Annotated in this window: 21 protein-coding genes and 1 tRNA gene; 16 read left to right on the top strand and 6 right to left on the bottom strand. The window is 36.5% G+C overall.

The window, feature by feature from the left end; all coding sequences use genetic code 11:
- Positions 1-51: 51 nt before the first annotated feature.
- Positions 52-729 (bottom strand): metal-dependent hydrolase, encoded by a 678-nt coding sequence (locus tag NFR29_RS00935; RefSeq protein ID WP_251421848.1) that lies wholly within the window; start codon positions 727-729, stop codon positions 52-54.
- A 170-nt stretch (positions 730-899) separates the two neighbouring features.
- On the opposite strand from NFR29_RS00935, the gene moaC reads away from it, so the two are divergent.
- The 10 genes from moaC to typA all read left to right on the top strand — a co-directional run bounded on the left by moaC (position 900) and on the right by typA (position 11005).
- The gene (gene moaC / locus NFR29_RS00930) at positions 900-1385 is read left to right on the top strand and encodes a cyclic pyranopterin monophosphate synthase MoaC (protein WP_277612494.1); all 486 of its coding nucleotides are present in this window, start codon (positions 900-902) and stop codon (positions 1383-1385) included.
- Between the two features lie 50 nt (positions 1386-1435).
- Positions 1436-1918 (top strand): tRNA (uridine(34)/cytosine(34)/5-carboxymethylaminomethyluridine(34)-2'-O)-methyltransferase TrmL, encoded by a 483-nt coding sequence (trmL, locus tag NFR29_RS00925; protein WP_251421845.1) that lies wholly within the window; start codon positions 1436-1438, stop codon positions 1916-1918.
- An 87-nt stretch (positions 1919-2005) separates the two neighbouring features.
- Positions 2006-2365: a YlbF/YmcA family competence regulator gene (locus NFR29_RS00920; protein ID WP_251421842.1), complete on the top strand. Its 360-nt coding sequence runs from the start codon at positions 2006-2008 to the stop codon at positions 2363-2365.
- Positions 2352-3275 (top strand): UDP-N-acetylmuramate dehydrogenase, encoded by a 924-nt coding sequence (murB, locus tag NFR29_RS00915; protein WP_251421897.1) that lies wholly within the window; start codon positions 2352-2354, stop codon positions 3273-3275. Before NFR29_RS00920 ends, murB begins: the two co-directional genes overlap by 14 nt.
- Positions 3276-3508: 233 nt before the next feature.
- Positions 3509-3682 carry an ESPR domain-containing protein gene (locus NFR29_RS00910; RefSeq protein WP_251421839.1) on the top strand — a complete coding sequence of 58 codons (174 nt, stop codon included), beginning with the start codon at positions 3509-3511 and terminating at the stop codon, positions 3680-3682.
- A gap of 17 nt (positions 3683-3699) precedes the next feature.
- On the top strand, positions 3700-5790 hold the full coding sequence (locus tag NFR29_RS00905) for a YadA C-terminal domain-containing protein (protein WP_251421836.1): 2091 nt from the start codon (positions 3700-3702) through the stop codon (positions 5788-5790).
- Between the two features lie 257 nt (positions 5791-6047).
- A complete protein-coding gene (locus tag NFR29_RS00900; RefSeq protein WP_251421833.1) occupies positions 6048-6869 on the top strand; it encodes a sce7726 family protein in 822 nt (273 codons plus the stop codon).
- Positions 6870-6879: 10 nt separating this feature from the next.
- On the top strand, positions 6880-7842 hold the full coding sequence (locus tag NFR29_RS00895; protein ID WP_251421830.1) for a sce7725 family protein: 963 nt from the start codon (positions 6880-6882) through the stop codon (positions 7840-7842).
- A 5-nt stretch (positions 7843-7847) separates the two neighbouring features.
- A complete protein-coding gene (locus NFR29_RS00890; RefSeq protein WP_251421828.1) occupies positions 7848-8963 on the top strand; it encodes an RES family NAD+ phosphorylase in 1116 nt (371 codons plus the stop codon).
- Between the two features lie 230 nt (positions 8964-9193).
- Positions 9194-11005: a translational GTPase TypA gene (typA, locus tag NFR29_RS00885; RefSeq protein ID WP_251421825.1), complete on the top strand. Its 1812-nt coding sequence runs from the start codon at positions 9194-9196 to the stop codon at positions 11003-11005.
- A gap of 57 nt (positions 11006-11062) precedes the next feature.
- Here the strand turns inward: typA and NFR29_RS00880 are convergent, their stop codons facing one another.
- Positions 11063-11938 carry a LysR family transcriptional regulator gene (locus NFR29_RS00880; protein WP_251421822.1) on the bottom strand — a complete coding sequence of 292 codons (876 nt, stop codon included), beginning with the start codon at positions 11936-11938 and terminating at the stop codon, positions 11063-11065.
- Positions 11939-12070: 132 nt separating this feature from the next.
- Between NFR29_RS00880 and NFR29_RS00875 the strand changes: the two genes are divergently transcribed.
- The 5 genes from NFR29_RS00875 to NFR29_RS00855 all read left to right on the top strand — a co-directional run bounded on the left by NFR29_RS00875 (position 12071) and on the right by NFR29_RS00855 (position 17469).
- Positions 12071-14014, top strand: coding sequence for an aconitate hydratase (locus NFR29_RS00875; RefSeq protein ID WP_251421819.1), 1944 nt, complete (start codon positions 12071-12073; stop codon positions 14012-14014).
- Positions 14001-15140: a 2-methylaconitate cis-trans isomerase PrpF family protein gene (locus tag NFR29_RS00870; protein ID WP_251421816.1), complete on the top strand. Its 1140-nt coding sequence runs from the start codon at positions 14001-14003 to the stop codon at positions 15138-15140. The genes NFR29_RS00875 and NFR29_RS00870 overlap by 14 nt, the downstream gene beginning before the upstream one ends.
- A gap of 127 nt (positions 15141-15267) precedes the next feature.
- Positions 15268-15987 carry a DUF4198 domain-containing protein gene (locus NFR29_RS00865; protein ID WP_251421814.1) on the top strand — a complete coding sequence of 240 codons (720 nt, stop codon included), beginning with the start codon at positions 15268-15270 and terminating at the stop codon, positions 15985-15987.
- A gap of 160 nt (positions 15988-16147) precedes the next feature.
- On the top strand, positions 16148-16600 hold the full coding sequence (locus tag NFR29_RS00860) for a low molecular weight protein-tyrosine-phosphatase (protein ID WP_251421811.1): 453 nt from the start codon (positions 16148-16150) through the stop codon (positions 16598-16600).
- Between the two features lie 110 nt (positions 16601-16710).
- Positions 16711-17469 (top strand): SDR family NAD(P)-dependent oxidoreductase, encoded by a 759-nt coding sequence (locus NFR29_RS00855; protein WP_251421808.1) that lies wholly within the window; start codon positions 16711-16713, stop codon positions 17467-17469.
- Between the two features lie 51 nt (positions 17470-17520).
- On the opposite strand, the gene NFR29_RS00850 is transcribed toward NFR29_RS00855, so the two are convergent.
- The 3 genes from NFR29_RS00850 to NFR29_RS00840 form a co-directional block, all read right to left on the bottom strand.
- Positions 17521-18210 (bottom strand): hypothetical protein, encoded by a 690-nt coding sequence (locus NFR29_RS00850; protein ID WP_251421805.1) that lies wholly within the window; start codon positions 18208-18210, stop codon positions 17521-17523.
- 36 nt (positions 18211-18246) lie between these two features.
- Positions 18247-18471: a DUF3955 domain-containing protein gene (locus NFR29_RS00845; RefSeq protein WP_251421803.1), complete on the bottom strand. Its 225-nt coding sequence runs from the start codon at positions 18469-18471 to the stop codon at positions 18247-18249.
- A gap of 148 nt (positions 18472-18619) precedes the next feature.
- Positions 18620-18694, bottom strand: a tRNA-Arg gene (locus NFR29_RS00840).
- Between the two features lie 232 nt (positions 18695-18926).
- Here NFR29_RS00840 and NFR29_RS00835 point away from each other — a divergent pair.
- Positions 18927-19634, top strand: coding sequence for an NAD(P)H-dependent oxidoreductase (locus NFR29_RS00835; RefSeq protein WP_251421800.1), 708 nt, complete (start codon positions 18927-18929; stop codon positions 19632-19634).
- Positions 19635-19767: 133 nt separating this feature from the next.
- Here NFR29_RS00835 and NFR29_RS00830 read toward each other — a convergent pair whose 3' ends face one another.
- Entirely contained in the window at positions 19768-20046 is a 279-nt protein-coding gene (locus NFR29_RS00830) for a glutaredoxin (protein WP_251421797.1), read from the bottom strand.
- Between the last annotated feature and the right edge of the window lie 122 nt (positions 20047-20168).

The raw sequence follows: 20168 nt of genomic DNA, 5'->3' as shown, positions 1-20168 counted from the left end.
GTAGCGGGATTTTGAAATTTAGAAGGTTTTTCTATTACTTTTGAACATATCTTAAGCATTTAGCTCAATAGAAGAACCTGGATCGATAATCAAAGCGGTTTGATTATACTTACCTTCTACGAGGCTGGTAAATACGCCTGGTTCTCTGTCGATAACAGGCCATGTTTTATAGTGAATAGGAATGGAGATACGAGCTTTCACATAGGAAGCAGCGAGGGCAGCATCTTCTATCCCCATAGTATAGTTGTCGCCAATAGGGAGTAACGCATAGTCAATTTCGCCGAAGCGGTTTAGCAATTTCATATCGCTAAATAATGCCGTATCACCAGCGAAGTAAATAATATCGCCATAGAAATCTACGATACAACCAGCAGCATGGCCACCAGGTACGCCAGCACCGTGAAATGCTGGAACTAGGCGAATTGAGCCAAATTCAAAGTCAAATTTGCCGCCTAAGTGCATTGCATGGGTACGACAACCAGCGTCGGCTGCTTTATGCGCAACTTCTGCAGTAGAAATAACGAGAGCGTCATTGGCTTTGGCAATGAACTCCGTGTCGCCATAATGATCATCATGACCATGGCTGACAAAAATATATTGGCATTTGATATCTTCTTTTTTAGCCACATCCCAAGTATTACCCGTTAAGAATGGGTCGAAAATGATAGACACATCATTTCGGGTAAGCATAAAGCAAGCATGGCCTAAATACGTTAATTTGGTTTTCATAGGAACACTTCCTCCTTTGTATATTTATATATTATCTATATTGTATAATAGAATTAGAAAAAGTAAAATACTCCTAGTCATGTATACATATTATTAGCTTATGCATATTGTGAAAGCTGTTATAAATGAAATGATAAAAGTTTTCCTTTAATACTTAGAAAGAGGATATTATGGATTTAACTCATTTTGATGATAAAGGTAATGCGTGGATGGTTGATGTATCTCAGAAGGAATATACAGATCGAATTGCCATTGCAGAAGGTTTTATCTCGATTAACGATAGGATTTATGAACGTATTGTAGAAGGGACGATGAAAAAAGGAGATGTTCTATCTGTTGCTCAATTAGCAGCTATTATGGGGGCAAAGCAGACAAGTCATTTGATTCCTTTATGTCATCCTTTAATGCTGACAAAAGTAGAAGTACAGTGTTCCTTAGTAGAAGTAGAGACTAGTAAGGCCGTTAAGATTCGTGCTACTGTGAAGACGACGGGACAAACGGGAGTTGAAATGGAGGCTCTTACAGCGGTACAAATAGGGCTGCTTACGGTTTACGATATGTGTAAGGCTATTGACAAAAGTATGGTCATTGGGCCCACTTATTTAGTAGAAAAAGATGGCGGTAAAAGTGGTCATTTTGTAAGACCTCTTGAATAGACACTATAGATTAGGTAGAATAATATAGATGTAAGAATAGAGGTTTGATTATGGAAATTGTATTATATGAACCAGAAATTCCTGGAAATACGGGCAATATAGCTCGTCTCTGCGCGGCGAACCACATGACATTACATCTTATTAAGCCATTAGGTTTTTCTATTGATGATAAACATGTAAAACGAGCTGGTCTCGATTACTGGCATTTAGTAGATGTACAAGTTCATGAATCGATAGACGATTTGTATGCGAAATATCCGGAGCGTAGATATTTTTATGCTACCACAAAGGCTCCGCATACTCATTCGGAAGTCAGTTATGAAATTGGTGATATGCTCGTCTTTGGCCCAGAGTCGAGGGGCTTGCCAGAATCTTTATTAGCTGGTAAAGAAGATTATTGTATCCGTATACCCATGGTAGAAGCGGCACGATCGCTTAATTTGTCCAATGCAGTAGCCGTTGTTGCTTATGAAGGGATGCGTCAATTAAATTACCCAGATTTAAAAGCTGCAGGAAATTGGATTAACGAGTAACGTTACTAGTTGCTAAGTATTGAGACGTATATAGTACTTCAATGTTTTGATTGTAGATAGGGATAATATAGGAAAAGAGGAATACTTATGAATTATGATAAAGCACATGATTTAGCACATGCTATGCGCGAATCTGAAGAATATAAAGCACTGATGAAAGCACAAGAAGCAGTAGAATCTGATCAAACAGCTACGGCTTTAGTACGTACTTTCATGGCACAACAAATGCAATGGGAATATGCTAAAATTTCAGGTGCGCCAGAAGCAGAGGAATTACAAAAAAAACAAGAAGAATTAATGCCTCAAATTCAAGCAAATACGGCAGCTGCAGAGTACTTGCAAGCTCAAATGCGTTGGAGTCAAATCTCTAATGATATTTATAAAATTATTAGCGGACCTATCACTGAGGGGATGAAGGTGCTCAATCATGGAAATGAAGAAGCTTAATATTGAGGCCTTACACGCCGAATTATTAACGCAACTACCCGTAGAACGCGTGCGGAAACAGGAAGAATTAAAATACCATACGACTTTTAAAATCGGTGGCCCTGCAGATATCTTTGTAGAACCTATTTCTATGGATGAACTAAGCTTTACTTTAAAAACGATTAAAACTCATAATATACCGCTTACTGTAATTGGGTCTGGTTCTAATATTCTCGTTAAAGATAAAGGGATTCGTGGCGCCGTTGTATCTGTTAAAGAAATGATGCAGATTATGGACTGCAAAGATCAAACGTTATATGTTGGTGCTGGCTATATGTTGAAAGATGTATCTGAATTTGCTTGGTCTCAAGGATTAACGGGATTAGAATTTGCTATTGGTATTCCTGGCACATTGGGCGGTGCTGTATTTATGAATGCTGGTGCTTACGACGGAGAAATGAGTCATGTCGTGTCTCGTGTACGGGCTGTTGCTTTTGATGGTACTATAAAAGAATACGATGTAAAAGATCTCGACTTTGGCTATCGTCACAGCGTATTCCATGATAATCATGAAGTTATTGCAGAAATTGTGATGACCTTAACAGAAGGAAATCAAGAGGCTATCAAAGCGCGCATGGATGAACTCACAGAAAAACGTGAATCGAAACAGCCTTTAGAATTTGCTAGTGCTGGCTCTACGTTTAAACGCCCTACAGGATATTATGCTGGTACATTAATCGAACAAACTGGTTTGAAAGGTTTTTCCGTAGGCGATGCGCAAGTGTCGGAAAAACATGCTGGTTTTGTCATCAATACGGGCAATGCATCGGCTCATGATGTGTTGACCTTGATTAAAGAAGTGCAACAACGTGTGCATGACGCTCATGGTGTTCATTTAGAACCAGAAGTGCGGATGATTGGTGAAGATTAATGATTTAATAAAGGAGATAGACCGAAATTTAGTTTTTCGGTCTATCTCCTTTTTGTTTAATTTTGTTTTGAGATGAAGCGGATTTTTATAGGTTTTGTCTATTATTATTATTATTATTATTATTATTGATGTCCTCTGAGAGTGGATAAAAAATCTAGTTTACAAATTCATGAAGAATGGTTATAATCAAGGCACAAGCGTGTGAAGTGTATGTTTATGAGGAGGTATTGATTATGAACAAAATTTATAAAGTTGTTTATAATAAAGCTAAAAACGCTTATGAAGTCGTGTCTGAGTTAGGTAAAAATCGTTCTAAAATGAGCGGCAGTTCTCTCGTGAAAGGTGCGGTGGTTGCTGCCATCGTATCTGGCGCTGTGTTCACGGGGGGGGGACATCAGGTGCAGTAGCCTGGGATAACCAGACTTTGACGGATCAAGTTAGAGAATTATCTAACAGTGTAACTAGTTTGACTGCACAAGTAAGTAATGTTGCAGCATCTGCTAATGATGCAACTAACAGTGCTAATGCGGCACAAGGTTCCGCAACTGCAGCAGCAGGTAGTGCAACAGATGCACAAAATAGTGCAACAGCAGCGCAAGGTTCTGCAACTGCAGCAGCAGGTAGTGCAGCAGATGCACAAAATAGTGCAACGGCAGCGGAAAATGCAGCATCGGCATCTGCAATTAATGCAGTGGCGGCAGATGATGCTGCAACAGCAGCACAAGCATCAGAAAATGCAGCAGCGACAAGTGCAACAAATGCAGCTACAAGTGAAACGAATGCAGCTAATAGCGCAACAGCAGCACAAGGTTCTGCAACTACAGCAGCGACAAGTGCAGCAAATGCAGCTACAAGCGAAACGAATGCAGCTAATAGCGCAACAGCAGCACAAGGTTCTGCAACTGCAGCAGCGACAAGTGCAGCAAATGCAGCTACAAGCGAAACAAATGCAGCTAATAGTGCAACATTAGCTCAAGCAGCAGCAAATCGAGCAGATAATGTTGTAAGTGGTGCGGCACAAGCAATAACTAATGCAAACCAAGCAGCAACAGATGCAAATAATGCTGCTACTGCCGCAAATAATGCTGCTACTGCCGCAAATAATGCTGCAGCTTCTATCAATCAATATGATAGTCGTATTAGCGCAGTAGAACAAGGTCAAACAAATTTAACAAGCGCTCTCAATACTACACGAGATGACCTTGCAACTGTTGCAACAGCCGCACGAGAGATTGCCGAAATTCATAATACTCGTCTTGATGTGCTTGATTCTAATATTGAGGTTCTTGCAGATGCTCTTGATGCTGAAGGTGATGCACGTGAGAATGCAGACAATCAATTGGCTCAAGGCATCATGACTGTAGGAAATAAAGTTTTAGATAATGAACGTCGCATCACAGACGTGGAAACAGCTACGAGTGATCTTGCACAGGCAGCAGCTGATGCAATTCAGTATGAACAAACTGAGCGTCAACAGGCTGATGAAACACTTCAAAATCAAATTGACTATACGGCTGAGATGAGTGAAGTTCGAGATAATCAATTAGCACAAGGCATTCTTTTAGAAAAGGATTTACGAGAACAAGCAGATACTGCATTAACTAATCGTGTTGCAGCAGAAGAACGTGCACGTGAGAATGGTGATGCAAAACTTCAAAATAATATTACAGCTGAAGCAACTGCACGTGAATGGGCAGATAATAAATTAGCGCAAGGCATACTTTTAGAAAAAGGTTTACGAGAACAAGCAGATGCAGTACATGATACTCGCCTAGATGAACTTGAAAAGAATGACATTGCAATTGCAGATGCCCTTGATGCTGAAGGTGATGCGCGTGAACAAGCAGATACTGCATTAACTAATCGTGTTGCAGCAGAAGAACGTACACGTGAGAATGAAGATCAAAAACTTCAGGCAAATATTACAGCTGAAGCAACTGCACGTAAAAATGCAGATATTGATTTAGCTAGTCGTATTGCTTCTGTACAAACTATTAATGCGCAACAAACTGAGCGTTTAACTGCTGTAGAAGCTCATAATGCTATACAAGATCAAAAAATTGAAAGCAATACGCAACGTATTAGTGGTTTAGAAGATCGTACTAATCGTTTAGATGATGATATCAAAAAAGCTGGTGCTTCCGCAGTTGCGTTAGCAGCATTAAAACCAATTCAATATAATCCTCATAAACCAACTCAAATCATGGCTGGTGTAGGTACATTCCGTGGTGAAACATCTACAGCACTGGGAGTAGCACACTATAGCAATGAAAATACAATGTTCCATGTTGGTGCAGTTTATGGTGGCAGCCATTCCTTTGCAGCTAATGCAGGTGTTACATTTGCTGTAGGTAGCGGTGCAGATAAACAATACGTACCTGCTGAATACCAAAATGGCCCAATCAGCTCTGTTTATGTACTACAAAGTGAAGTAGCACAATTGAAAGCTGAAAATGAACAAATAAAACAAGTATTAATGCAAGTTTTACAAAATCAACAACAAGTTGAAGTGTAACAATTTCTATATCAGCGCTTAAATATAATTTAAAACAGTTGATACCTTATAATCATGGTATCAACTGTTTTTTGTTAGTTCGGAGGGAAAATAATATGATTTAGTTATAATTGAATATATATTCTTGTAATATAGTATTAATTCTATAATTTTGATAGCCTAAATGGGTAGTTTTATATTACAATAATATAAAACACTATATAATATATAGATTTCAGATATAGTAATAGCATATCGCTAATTAGGAAGGTCATATTATGTCTGTTATTTTTAAAGGTAGTAAGTTCTTTACAAAAAACAATTTGATGAAACTTATAGAAGATTCTTCCAAATTACAAGATTTGGTTGATTGTGCTCAAAATAATCATGAACGACTTGAGGTTCTTTATAAAGAACTTATTAGATACTATCGTAATGAATATGTATATAAAAATACATTATTTAATAAATTAGTATTAGGTAAACATAGCTTAAAAACAACCTCGGCTATTGTAGAATTGCCAATAGAAGATTCTATTGCTGATTTTATTTTGTTTAATGGAAAAGCTGTAGTATATGAAATAAAAACTGAATTAGACTCATTAGAACGATTAAAAAAACAATTAACTAATTACTACAAAGCTTTTGATACAGTGAATGTGGTAATAGCTGAAAAACATTTTGATGCAGTCTATAGTTTATTAAGTGATTCTCCAGTAGGTATCATTATATTAACAGATAGAATGACATTGAGTGAAAAGAAAAAAGCAGATATTTATAAAGGGGATTTGGATCCCAAGGTGTGGTTTTCTATTTTACGAAAGTATGAATTTGAAGATTTGCTTTTATCTTATTATGGTAAGTTACCAGCTGGAAATGATTTTGAGTATTATGATATATGTAAACAGGTATTTCTCAAAATTGATGAAGAGCGTTTATATAAGCTATTTATTTATCAATTAAAGCAACGAAATTTACATAAATATAAAGATATATCTATAAATTATGATTATATACCTAAATCTATTCGTTCTTTGGTATACTTCTCTAATTTTAAGAGAAGGGACTATCTAAAGTTAATACAGTTTCTAGGGCATTGAGGAGGTTTATATGTACTTACCAATTTTTAGAGGTCGACAATATGAATTATTAGCACTTGATGTAGAAGCACGACATAATTTATTTGCTACAACGCTAGAAACAAATCAAATTTTGCCTATCGTAGATCCAGTTAATTTGACTACGAGATTGAAAAAAACTATTGAATCCTTTATAGAGACAGAACAGTATATTGGTATTATATTTAACTCAAATCAACTATATCTTGGTTATGATTTAAAAGAATTAATTAATTTTATTCAGGAAATCGAAGGCTATTCTCGATATGTTGTTCCTGTAATACATATGAGTGCAGACTACGAAATTGTTTTTGATGAATTAAAGAATTTACATTATGAAGATAAAGACTGTATTATTTGTTGTTTAGAACCAGAGCAAATTTCTAATTTGAATCGTTTGGGCGAAGAACGACAATTGACTATGCGATATATTTTAGTAGGCGAAAGCCGTGATTTTACTAGGGGACTTTCTCGTAAGGCAACTAATCTTGTTTTATGCATGGATAGATTTAATAAAAAAGCGAGAAATTCAGATTATGAAGAACAAAAAGATGAAATATTTTCTTCAGATCATATTTATTTTGAAAATGATGGATTTGGAGGTTATTCAGATTATTCAATAATTGGAAATGATGCAAATACGCTTGGATTTGCGCCTAGAGCTGTAGCAATACACATCGTTTATATGAATGACAAAGAAGATAATATTTTTTATGTTCATCATTTCGTTTCAGAATCCAATGATAGCATTGAAAATCCCGCCGGAAAATTTAGCGAGGCATTGGAGAAGTTAATTACTTGGAAACAATCATATACTTATTATACAAGTGCATTAGAAGAGTTTCAAAAGCTATACAATGAAAAACGCTACCCAGGCTTAGGTGTTATAAAAAAGCTATCTATTCAACAACATTTAGAAACGGTACATCATTATTTTCAATCACAACGAGGTTGATTATTATGAAAATTTGTGGGAATTGTTTTAATGATAAAGAATTAAAAGCCATGTTGAATCAATATGAGTCTGTAGATGCTAAAGCTATTTGTCCAAATTGTAAAAATGAAAGTAAGTTGTATGATATTCATTTATTAGATAGCATAAGAGACATGATGGAAGGTTTTTTAGATAACTATGTTATTCATGAATCTGGGAAACCATTGGGAAGAGAGATAAAAAAACAATGGAAGATTTTTAACGATAGTTTTAACGAAGATACTATAGCTGTAATTATACAGAACCTTTGTTTAGAATATTGTAAGGAACGTAAGGATTTATTTACATCAAATGTTATTCTCGAAAAGTTATTGAATTCAGATTATAGGGATTCGCATTTAGCATTAAGTACATCATGGGATCAATTTACAAAAGAAATTATTGAGGTAAATCGATATCATTCGAGATATATCCAAAAGGATGTATTGAAATCTTTATTTTCTTATGTTGAAACACATTATTCAAAAAATGATAGATTTTTCCGAGCGAGGACTGTTAGTAAAGATTATATTTATAGAAAAAATGAAATGGGAGCCCCTGGTGGACGAAAAAGTAGTGAAGGGCGTATCAATGCGAGAGGCGTAAATTGTTTATATTTAGCGACGGATGAAGAGACGTGTATTAAAGAGATTCGCGCTGGTGCATTTGAATATGTTTGTGTAGGTACGTTTACTGTAATTGATTCTTTGAGGCTTGTTAACCTCGCCAAAATTACTGAAATAAGTCCATTTTACTTAATCTCCAATAATACAAATATAGCAGATATTGCTTTAAATAAAAGTGTGCTTGAAGATATGGATAAATCTATTCGGAAGCCACAATCAAGTAAAGATGATCCACTAGATTATGTCCCTACGCAATTTTTAGCTGATTATATAAAAAGTATTGTAGATGAAAACGGAAATCCTATTTATGACGGGATAGAATTTAAAAGTACACATAGTGATACAGGAAGAAATGTTGTACTATTTGATGCAGACAGTCAATCATGTAAATGTGAATGCACTAATGTCAATAAATATTATATAAGGGCTTTAGATTATAAAAAAAGTATTATTACTAATGAATCAACTTTCAACTAACTAAAAAACTCTATGTAATTATTTAATAAAAAGAGTCTCAACTTATCATTTAATATCTAAGGAGAGGCTCTTTTGACTTTCACCAGTAGAGTGCGTTATAATTAGCTATTGCCAATTTTTGGAATATACCTGCATAGTATGTGGCAGTAAATTACCTAATATAGTAGATAATAACTGCTATAACAGACTATGCGATATAGAATATAAGAAAGAATTAAAGGGAGGATCTTATGATTCGCGAAAATCTTCGAAATGTAGCGATTATCGCCCACGTTGACCATGGTAAAACAACATTGGTGGACGCATTATTACGTCAAAGTCACGTATTCCGGGACAATGAAAAAGTAGCGGAACGCGTTATGGACTCTAATGATTTAGAAAGAGAAAGAGGTATTACTATTCTTTCTAAAAATACAGCAGTTATGCATGACGGTATTAAAATTAATATTGTTGATACACCAGGCCATGCTGACTTCGGTGGCGAAGTAGAACGTGTATTGAACATGGTGGATGGCGTATTACTGTTAGTAGATGCTTATGAAGGCCCAATGCCGCAAACGAAATACGTATTGCGTAAAGCATTAGAACAAAAATTAAAACCAATCGTTGTCATCAATAAAATTGACCGTCCAGACCAACGTGTTCAAGAAGTAGAAGACGAAGTTCTTGAGCTCTTTATGGAACTTGAAGCAGATGATGATCAATTAGATTTCCCTGTAGTATACGCATCGGCTCGTTCTGGCGTGGCAAAAACAAACTGGGATGACGAAGCAGTGAATATGGAACCATTGTTCAAAACTTTGATTGATGAAATTCCAGCGCCAAAAGGCGATATTGAAGGTCCATTGCAATTTATGATTACTACCCTTGATTATGATAATTTTATCGGCAAAATCGCGGTAGGCCGTATCGTGCGTGGTAAAATGAAAACTAACCAACAAGTAGCCATCATGAATGGTGAAAGCACACGCAAAGGCAAAATTGGTCGCCTTTATACATATAATGGTTTGAATCGAGTAGAAACAGACGAAGCAGAAATGGGCGATATCATCGCTTTTGCTGGTATTGAAGATATTAATATCGGCGAAACGGTAGCTGATGCGGAACATCCAGAAGCATTACCGACTATTTCTATTGACGAACCTACATTGTCCATGGTATTTTCCGTAAACAACTCTCCATTTGCTGGTCGTGAAGGTGAATTTGTAACATCTCGTCACTTACGGGATCGTTTGTTCCGCGAAGTAGAAACAAATGTATCTATGAAAGTAGAAGAAACAGACTCTGCGGATGCTTTCAAAGTATCTGGCCGTGGTGAATTACATTTGGCTGTATTAATTGAAACGATGCGCCGTGAAGGATATGAATTACAAGTTGGTAAACCTCGTGTAATTTTCAAAACTATTAACGACCAATTGTGTGAACCATTAGAAGCATTGACAATTGACGTACCACAAGAATATATGGGTACAGTAATGGAAAACTTAGGTCAACGTAAAGCGGAATTAACTAATATGGTTGAACTTGCTGGTTACCTTCGTATGGAATTCGTTATTCCTGCTCGTGGCTTAATTGGTTTCCGTTCCCAATTCTTAACAGCTACAAAAGGTAATGGTATTATGAACCATGTATTCCATGGCTATGCACCATATAAAGGGGAAATTCCTAGCCGTACACGAGGTGCTTTGGTAGCGTTTGAAAACGGTGAAACAACACCATATGGTTTGAATTCTGTTCAGGACCGTGGTACTTTATTCATCGGCCCTAACCAAGACGTATACACAGGTCAAGTTATCGGTGAAAATGCTCGTGAGCTTGATATGGACGTAAATCCATGTAAGAAAAAACACGTTACAAATATGCGTTCTAGCTCCTCTGATGAAGCAGTACGTTTAACACCGCCTCGTATTTTTTCCTTGGAACAAGCTCTTGAGTGGATTAACGATGATGAGTTAGTAGAAGTAACACCTGAAAGCATTCGTATGCGCAAAACTATTCTTGATCGTAATGCACGTGCGAAAGCAGCTAAAAATAAAAAATAAGATAAAAAAGACGCCTTACGGCGTCTTTTTTGTTATAAAGTAAGAAAATTATGTAATTTACTCTGATTTATAGTAATTTTTTAGATAATCTATAAACGCAGCCGTTGTTTTCCTTTGCGGTGTAATATCATGATAATACATTGATGTTTCTCGTTCTATAGGGACTCCAGTTTTCCAATATAATGGTTGTATTTGTAAATCATTTCCTAACGATTCTAATCCTGTATAAGGAAGTATAGCCCAGCCTAAATTTCTTTTTATAAAATGACGGCAAGTGGCCATTGAGTCTAAATAGATAGAATGGAGCGGAGGTGTATCGAAGTTTTCTTTGCACCACGTATCCATAATTGTATATAAAGAGGGATCTGTTGTATATCTGATTTGAGGCAGTTGTAATAGATCTTCTTGTTTTGTTGTTTTTGCGGTAACAAGACATAATGGCTCTTTGCTTAGAAATAGCTTTTGTCCAGAAATTTTTTGTTCCCCTCTAATAAAGGCTATATCGATTTGATTATTGTTGAATTTTTGGCTTATATCTGAGCTTATGCCCGTATATAGATGGATTTGTACATGCCGATGGAGGTGACTAAAACCTTCTAATATAGCCGGTAAATGATAGTTGGCAAAAATAGATGAACTTCCGATATGTAGGGTACCTTTTAACATATGTTGCGATTCTTGTAGTTGGTCGATAAAGTGTTGTTCGTCTTGTAGGACAGTTTTCGCAAAATTATATAGCATTTCTCCTGCTTCTGTTAACCGAATCCCACGAGTGGTTCTAATACATAGGGACTCACCTAATTGTTGTTCCCATTGAGATAAACGATAGCTAATGGCAGGCTGAGAGATGTACAATTGATTGGCTGTTTTAGTTATATTTTTTGTATCGCCTAAGGTGATAAACATTTGTAAATCTTTTTTTGTATATTCCATTATAATACCTCCGATATAAATTGATTTTATAATAAAAAATAAAATTAATCTATTTTTTTTATTTTTAAAACTTGTATATTATGAGTATAGAGAAATTATTATATCTATTTTAGTAATAAAGAGAGGCTGAAAATGGGAAAGAAAGGTATTATTTATAAGATATTAGAAAACCATTTAGTAGAAGGAAATTTGATTGCTGGTGAAACAATTGGCATTAAAATAGATCAAACTTTAACACAAGATGCATTAGGAACTATGGCATATTTAGAATTTGAAGCGCTTGGAGTAGATGAAGTAAAAACCTTATCTGTTTCTTATGTAGATCACAATACATTGCAAGATGGTTTTGAAAATGCTGACGATCATAAGTATTTGCAAGATGTAGCAAATAAATATGGTATTTATTACTCTAAAGCTGGTAATGGTATTTGTCACCAAGTGCATGTAGAACGTTTTGCGCGTCCAGGGCAAACGTTAGTTGGGTCTGATAGCCATACACCTACATCTGGTGGTGTTGGTATGTTTGCTATGGGCGTAGGTGGTATGGACGTAGCAGCATCTATGGCTGGTAATACGTTCTATTTAACGTGCCCTAAAGTTATTAACATTCAATTAAAAGGTAAATTACCAATGTGGTGCTCCGCTAAAGATGTGGTATTAAAAGTATTATCTATTCTCACTACTAAAGGTAATGTAGGGACTGCTTTGGAATATACTGGCGATGGTGTACAATATCTTTCTGTACCTGAACGTGCGACGATTACTAATATGGGGGCAGAAATGGGAGTTACTACATCTGTGTTCCCAAGTGATGAAATAACTAAACAATTCCTAGAAGCGCAAGAGCGAGGAGCTGATTGGGTGGAAGTAGTAGCCGATGAAGATGCTGTATATGATGAAACAATTACTATTGATTTATCCCAGCTTCAACCATTAGTTGCATGTCCTCATTCGCCAGATAATGTAAAAACTGTTGCTGAAATTGCAGGTATGCCTGTAGATCAATCCTTGGTAGGGAGTTGTACTAACTCCTCTTATAGAGACTTGATGGTCGTTGCTAACATGTTAAAAAACCAAAAAATTAATCCAAATGTTAGCTTTGGCGTAGCACCTGGTAGTCGACAAGTATTATCTATGATTTCTAATAATGGTGCTTTGGCAGACATCGTTATGTCTGGTGCTCGTATTTTAGAAAGTACTTGTGGATTCTGTGTAGGTTGTGGTCAAGCACCAAGAACTGAAGGCGTATCATTAAGAACGAACAATAGAAATTATGAAGGTAGAAGTGGTACTAAAAGTGCCAATGTATATTTGGTAAGTGCAGAAACAGCTGTTGCTTCCGCTCTTACAGGTGTGATTACAGATCCAAGCACATTGCCATTCGATAAAGAACCAATAGAAATGCCGCATCGTTTTGCTATTGATGATTCTATGATTATTGCACCGACAAAAGATAAAAATGCAACTATCTTTAGAGGTCCTAATATTGGTGAGCCACCAGCTAATACAGCATTGCCAAAATCTTTTGAAGCAAAAGTGGCTATTAAAGTAGGCGATAAAATTACAACTGACCACATTATGCCAGCAGGACCTTACTTGAAATATCGATCAAATATTAAGAAATATAGTAATTATGTGTTCTATCATATGAATGAAAATTTCCATGATCAATGTTTAGCTAATACTGCAGAAGGAACGTTCAATGTAATTGTAGCCCACGAAAGCTATGGACAAGGTTCCTCTAGAGAACATGCTGCATTATGTCCTATGTACTTAGGCGTTAAAGCGGTTATTGCTAAAAGTATTGAACGTATTCATGGCGATAACCTCATTAACTTTGGTATTATGTCACTGTATTATGATGATGAAGCCTTATACACTGCTATTGAGGAAAACGACGTATTAGTCTTTGATGATGTATGGGCTGGCTTAGAAACAGGAACAGTAAAAGTTATTAACAAAACTAAAAATGTAGAGTATGCATTGCAAGCTAATTTAACAGAACGTCAAAAAGATATGATTTTAGCTGGTGGTAAACTTAATTATTTGAAGGAAAAGAACAATGAAGGGTTATAAAAAAATTCCAGTATTATTTATGCGGGGCGGCACGAGCCGAGGCGCTTATTTATGGAGTGATGATTTGCCACAAAATCAAGCTCAACGAGATGAAGTTATACTTTCATTATATGGTAGCCCTGATGCTAGACAAATTGACGGCATCGGTGGTGCTGATCCTTTAACAAGCAAGGTAGCAATTCTTTCTAGTGGCGAACCATATGGGGTAGATATAGCGTATACATTTGGTTACGTAGGTATTGAAAAAGCGGAAGTTGATTATGAAGGAAATTGTGGCAATATACTGTCAGGTGTTGGCATATTTGCTATTTTAAAAGGTTTAGTAGAAATTGTTGAACCTGTAACGACCGTACGCATTTTTAATACAAATACGAAACAATATGTAGAAGAACATGTGCCTATCGTTGATGGTGAGCCGGCCTTTTCAGGCGATTTTTCCATCGATGGTGTACCTGGTACGGGCGCTAAATTAACGCTTTATTTTATGGAACCTGCAGGCTCTAAAACGAGTGGTTTATTACCAACAGGTAAAGTTCGAGAAACAGTAACATTACAAGATGGACAAGATGTAGAAGTGAGTATGGTTGATGCTGCTACTCCTGCTGTTTTTGTAAAAGCTGAAGATATTGGATTAATAGGATCAGAATCGGCTAGTGATATCGAATCTGATGCACGTATTATGAATATATTAGAAGAACTTCGTGTACAAGGTGCATTGCGTATGGGGCTTGCTAAGTCTGTAGATGCAGTTAGTTCGGCAGTGCCAAAAATTTGTGTTGTTGCGAAATCTGCTAGCTATACTTGTATGGATGGTAGAGTGATTGATGAAAATAGCATCGATCTAGTAGCGCGAACAAAAGCATTAGGCAAGATTCATAAAGCCTATGCTGTTACAGGAGGCATTTGTACAGCTACAGCATCACTCATTACAGGAACGGTAGCTAATGATGTAGTAAGTAGTCGTGCAAAAGAAACGAATCAAGTGGTTATAGGACATCCATCCGGTAGCTTTGAGTTCAATATAGATATTGAATGTGTTGATGGCAATTGGATATTGCATAAAGCCGGTGTAGCTCGAACAGCAAGACCAATTATGGAAGGTTTTGCTTATGTAAAAACATGGTAACGACAATATATGAATTGCTATAACAAATAAGCATAAATAATTATACCAACCCCTGTATATGCAAAATAACATACCAGACATATAATGAATATAAGTCGTATTGATAAATATTCTTAAGGAGGTATGTATGAACAAGAAGTTATTAGCATCTGTATTTGCTGTAGGTTTTGCATTAGGCTGTGGATGTACTCAAGTTGATGCACATGGTGTATTTTTTGCAAATCGTTTAGATGAAACAGTTCTTGTTTTAGGTGAAGGTCCTGTAGATAATGCTTATTCTCCAGACATGGTGAAATCTATTACTGCTTATGATATAGGTGGTAAGCAGATTCCTTTAAGTGTTATGAAACACGAGAAACATATTTCTATTATGCCTACCGATAATTTAGGCATTACGAGAACTCATTTTGACTATGGCTATTGGACTAAAGACAAAGATGGTAATACTGTACATAAACGGATTACGGAAGTTCCTGGTGCTACAAAAAGTACGCATGCCTTGAAGTATGATGTTCATTACTGGAATGATGCGATCAAACCGATGATCGATGATAGTGCTTTCATCCAGATTATACCTTCTGTCAATCCATTGACCTTGAAAAAAGGGGATATGTATGAGATTCAAGTCCTAAAAAATGGTAAACCATATGCAAATGCACCGATTATTAAAGACTTGATTAATGACATGACTGGTGAAAGTATGGCTGACGAAAACGGAAAAGCTATGCTAACTGTCAATGCTAATGGACTTAATGTAGTAGGTGTAGAAGTGGCATTCCCAACGGACATTAAAGGGGAACAAAATAAATACTTTAGTGCATTGTCTTTTATGATTTACCCAGAATAGTCTTTTAAAATCTATTTGTATATAGCGCAGAAATGGCAGAAGTTTTTAGGGCATCTGCCGTTTTTGTTTTTGATAGCTATACTTGCGATATGACTTATACTATAATGAAATTATATGGAACATTATTCATACATTATGAATTATAGATAAGGATACATATATGACAAAGATTTTATTTATTTGCCACGGCAATATTTGCCGCTCTACGATGGCAGAATTTTATATGAAACACATCGTAAAAGAAGCAGGTTTAGGGAACCAAATATATATTGAATCAGCTGCTACCTCTCGTGATGAAATCGGTAACGATACGCATCACGGTACAAAGGCAAAGTTAGATGAATTGGGGATTTCTTATGCTAAACGAGCTGCGAGACAAGTTACTAAAGATGACTATGATAACTTTGATTACCTCATTATTATGGATGAAAATAATGCTCGCAATTTACAGCGCATTATCGGTGACGATGTGGATCACAAAGTACATAAAGCCTTATCTTTCATAGGGGAAATGCGGGATGTAAGAGACCCATGGTATACTGGCGACTTTGATGAAACTTATGAGGATATTAGTCGTAGCTGTAATGCTTTGCTAAAGAAACTTAAGAAATAATAAATCATTACAGATTGTCTACATAACAAAAAGGTGTTTAAAAACACTGTATAGAGATATAATATTTGTAAGTTCAATATTGTATCTGTTGAAGAAGGAGGTAGGTCCCTGTGGCTCGTCGTATATTGATTACTGGTGCAACATCTGGGATTGGGCTCGCTTGTGCACGGGTCTTTGCTAGTCATGGTGATGATTTGCTTATCGCTGGTCGACGCACGACATTATTAGAATCGGTGAAAGTTGAGTTAACTACAGAATTTGGCGTTCGCGTTGATACCATTGTCCTCGATGTACAACAGAGAGAAGATGTAGTCGCAAAAATTAAGCCTGCTATTGAGGCTTTTGGTGGCGTTGATGTGCTCGTTAATAACGCCGGTTTGGCACAAGGATTAGATGACTTTCAAGATAGTGCTGTTGATGATGCGGTAACTATGATTGATACAAATGTGAAAGGTCTGATTTATGTGACGAAGGAAGTATTGCCTTTCATGATAGGGCAAAATTCTGGACATATCGTCAATATGGGATCTACAGCTGGTATTTATGCCTACCCAAAAGGGGCTGTGTATTGCGCCACGAAAGCTGCCGTTAAAACATTGAGTGACGGTATTCGCATGGATACCATTGCTACTGATATTAAAGTGACCACCATACAACCAGGTATTGTAGAAACAGACTTTAGTACAGTACGTTTTCACGGTGACAAAGATCGTGCCGATTCGGTATATGCAGGCATCGATGCGATCCAACCAGAAGATGTAGCCGATGTGGTGTATTATGTGACGAATCAGCCAAAACGATTACAAATTTCAGACGTGACTATTATGGCTAATCAACAGGCGGCAGGATTTATGGTGCATAAGAAATAGGGTAAATATAAAAGAGGGCTCTCCAGCTGTGGAGAACCCTCTTTATTGGAGCTAATTAGCAACTTGAAATGAATGAATCCGTCCCTGCAATTGGGCTAAGGATAAACGGTCTGCCATAATTGCAGTTCCTTCTATACCTGTAAGGGACATTAGCTCTGTTCCGTTATTAACTGAATCATATTCGCCATGAGAATTTTTTAATAGTACCCATGATGGCGTGGCACCGCCACCAGATCGGTATGTAAGAATGCCACGTGCGCCATAGGGGCGATTATTGATAGCTTTGGTCGTGATGATAATTGGTGTTCGTACTAAGGACCAAACTTGACTTACTTGCCATGTATCTTTTGTAGGTACAATCCATAGTAGTGTATGTCCACCTGTGCCAGATGTATATGGCCCCATAACGATAGCTAATACTTCTTGCGTTCCATCACCATTTAGATCTACGTAATTATACATATATCGGGAGTTGATAAGGGCTTCAGTAGGAATTTGCAATGCCTGCTGTATAGCGTTTTCAATAGCTATATTAGGCTTAGACTCTGCTAATTGACGATGAATTGAACTAGGATATTTCGTAGTTTCATAGGCAAATCTCCCTAGCTCTACTTGTTGTATAGGTGTTGATTGAGCCTGATTAGGTAGAGTTGTTTGCGCATCGTTTGTAGTGGGAATTATAGTAAGCGCAGATATTGTAATAGTGAGAGCAATTTGTTTATATAGACATTTAATTTTCATTATGACTCCTCTATAATTAGATTATTTAGAATGAGGCTACCCTTTATAGTGTCTCCAAGCTGAAATGGCGAGACTCAATAACAACCAAATGATGGTAATGCCGAGGGCGATGAGTAAAAAGGAAGTTAGTACTACCAAGTAGAATGGTTCTACAAGAATGCCATTAGAATCGAGATAGACTTCGCTGCTAATATAGAAATAATTAACAATAGTTAGTGCTACGGATAAAAAGATTGTTAGGATTAATGGGGGTTTACTCATATATCCTACCTCCTGAATTAATATTTAATTTATTTGAAAGTATTTTAGCATAGAGTGGTGAGATTAGTCTATTTTATCTAGTTAATTTCGTTATTGGGCTCAAATAAAACAAAAGGGTTCTCCATAAATGGAGAACCCTTTTGTTACTTGGTGCGCCTAGCAGGAATCGAACCTGCGCACCCGGTTCCGGAGACCGGCGCTCTATCCCCTGAGCTATAGGCGCATGAATACGTAACGATTATATCATATTTACTGTTTTATTAATAGAGATAGGGCGATAACTCATAGGAAGGTTTCAGATGAAAGTAAGTTGTTTATATGAGTTTAAGTGGTTTAATATATAGCGTGGATGTTATAATGAGTAGTAGCATAGAAGGAGCATTATATGACAGTAGATGAAAAACGCAATTTAGAATTAAAAACAATGCGACAATGATGTTATAAAGGAGTTTTTTGTGAGTCAATATATTGTAGAAACAAAACAAGCGAATGTGTCTAATTTGAAGAGAGAAGATTTGTTGAACGCTATGTTGTATCGTCATGCGTGCAAAAAATTTGATCCTACTAAAATTATCGGTCATGAGGACTGGAGTGCTATTTTAGAAGCCGCTCGATTAACACCTACATCGCTAGGTTTTGAGCCATTTAAATTACTTGTTATACAAAATAAAGAAATTCGTCAACGTATGGCAGAGTTTGGTTGGGGCATCCAAGCTGGTTTAGAAGCTAGCCATTTCGTTGCCATCTTAGCAAGAAAGAAACAAGAGATTCAGTTTGATTCTCCCTATATTCGTCACATGGTAGATGAAGTAAAGCAACTACCTGAAGATATTCAAGATCTATATAAAGGTTTTTATAAACGATTTACAGAAGAGGATTACAAAACATTTGAATCTGAGCGAGCTGCTTTTGATTGGACATCTAAACAAGCTTATATCGTATTAGGAAATATGCTTACAATGGCGGCTTATGAAGGTATTGATTCTTGCCCATTAGAAGGTTTCCATCAAGATAATATGACTGCTTTATTAGGCGATGAACTAGGATTGTTTGATACGAAAGAATTCGGCATTGCGGTTATGGCTGCATTTGGCTATCGAGCAGAAGAACCTCGTCGTCCTAAAACAAGACGTACTATGGATGAAATTGTTGAAATTATCTAATAGTTAGTTGTAAATAGAGTGTAGTCACAGCTTTTAAATTAATCTCCTATGAGTGTTTCTAGTGAATCTAGATGAGAAATAAAAAGACGTTGCAGGTCGGTCTTACCGATACCTACAACGTCTTTTTTATGTCTTATGCAATAGCTTTGTCGAAAACTGCTTTGATTAAAGCTTTAGTTTGTTCGTAGCTTTCACCAGGTTGTGCTTCGTATTGTTTGTCTAAGTCAAACCAAAGATTTGGATAGTATTCATACGGGTGAGTTTTGAATAACTCATGTGCATCTTGATCTTCTACCCAGTTAATGTGAATATCTGCGTACGCAGGATTTTCAGCAACGAGTTCATCAATAGCGCGGAATGCATTTTGGCAATACGGGCAGCCGTTTAAGTGGAAGCCTAAAATTTCTTTCATGGTCATCAGTCCTTTCAATACAAATGTATATAATATAGTATTTCAATGTCTATTACATACTCACAAATCGCAAGATATGGTATAGTATTGAGTATAACATAATTTTTAAAAACATTCAATTT

It is taken from the genome of Veillonella agrestimuris, assembly GCF_943193065.1.
Classification (GTDB): Bacteria; Bacillota; Negativicutes; order Veillonellales; family Veillonellaceae; genus Veillonella; species Veillonella agrestimuris.
This window is presented reverse-complemented; position numbering and strand designations above follow the sequence as displayed.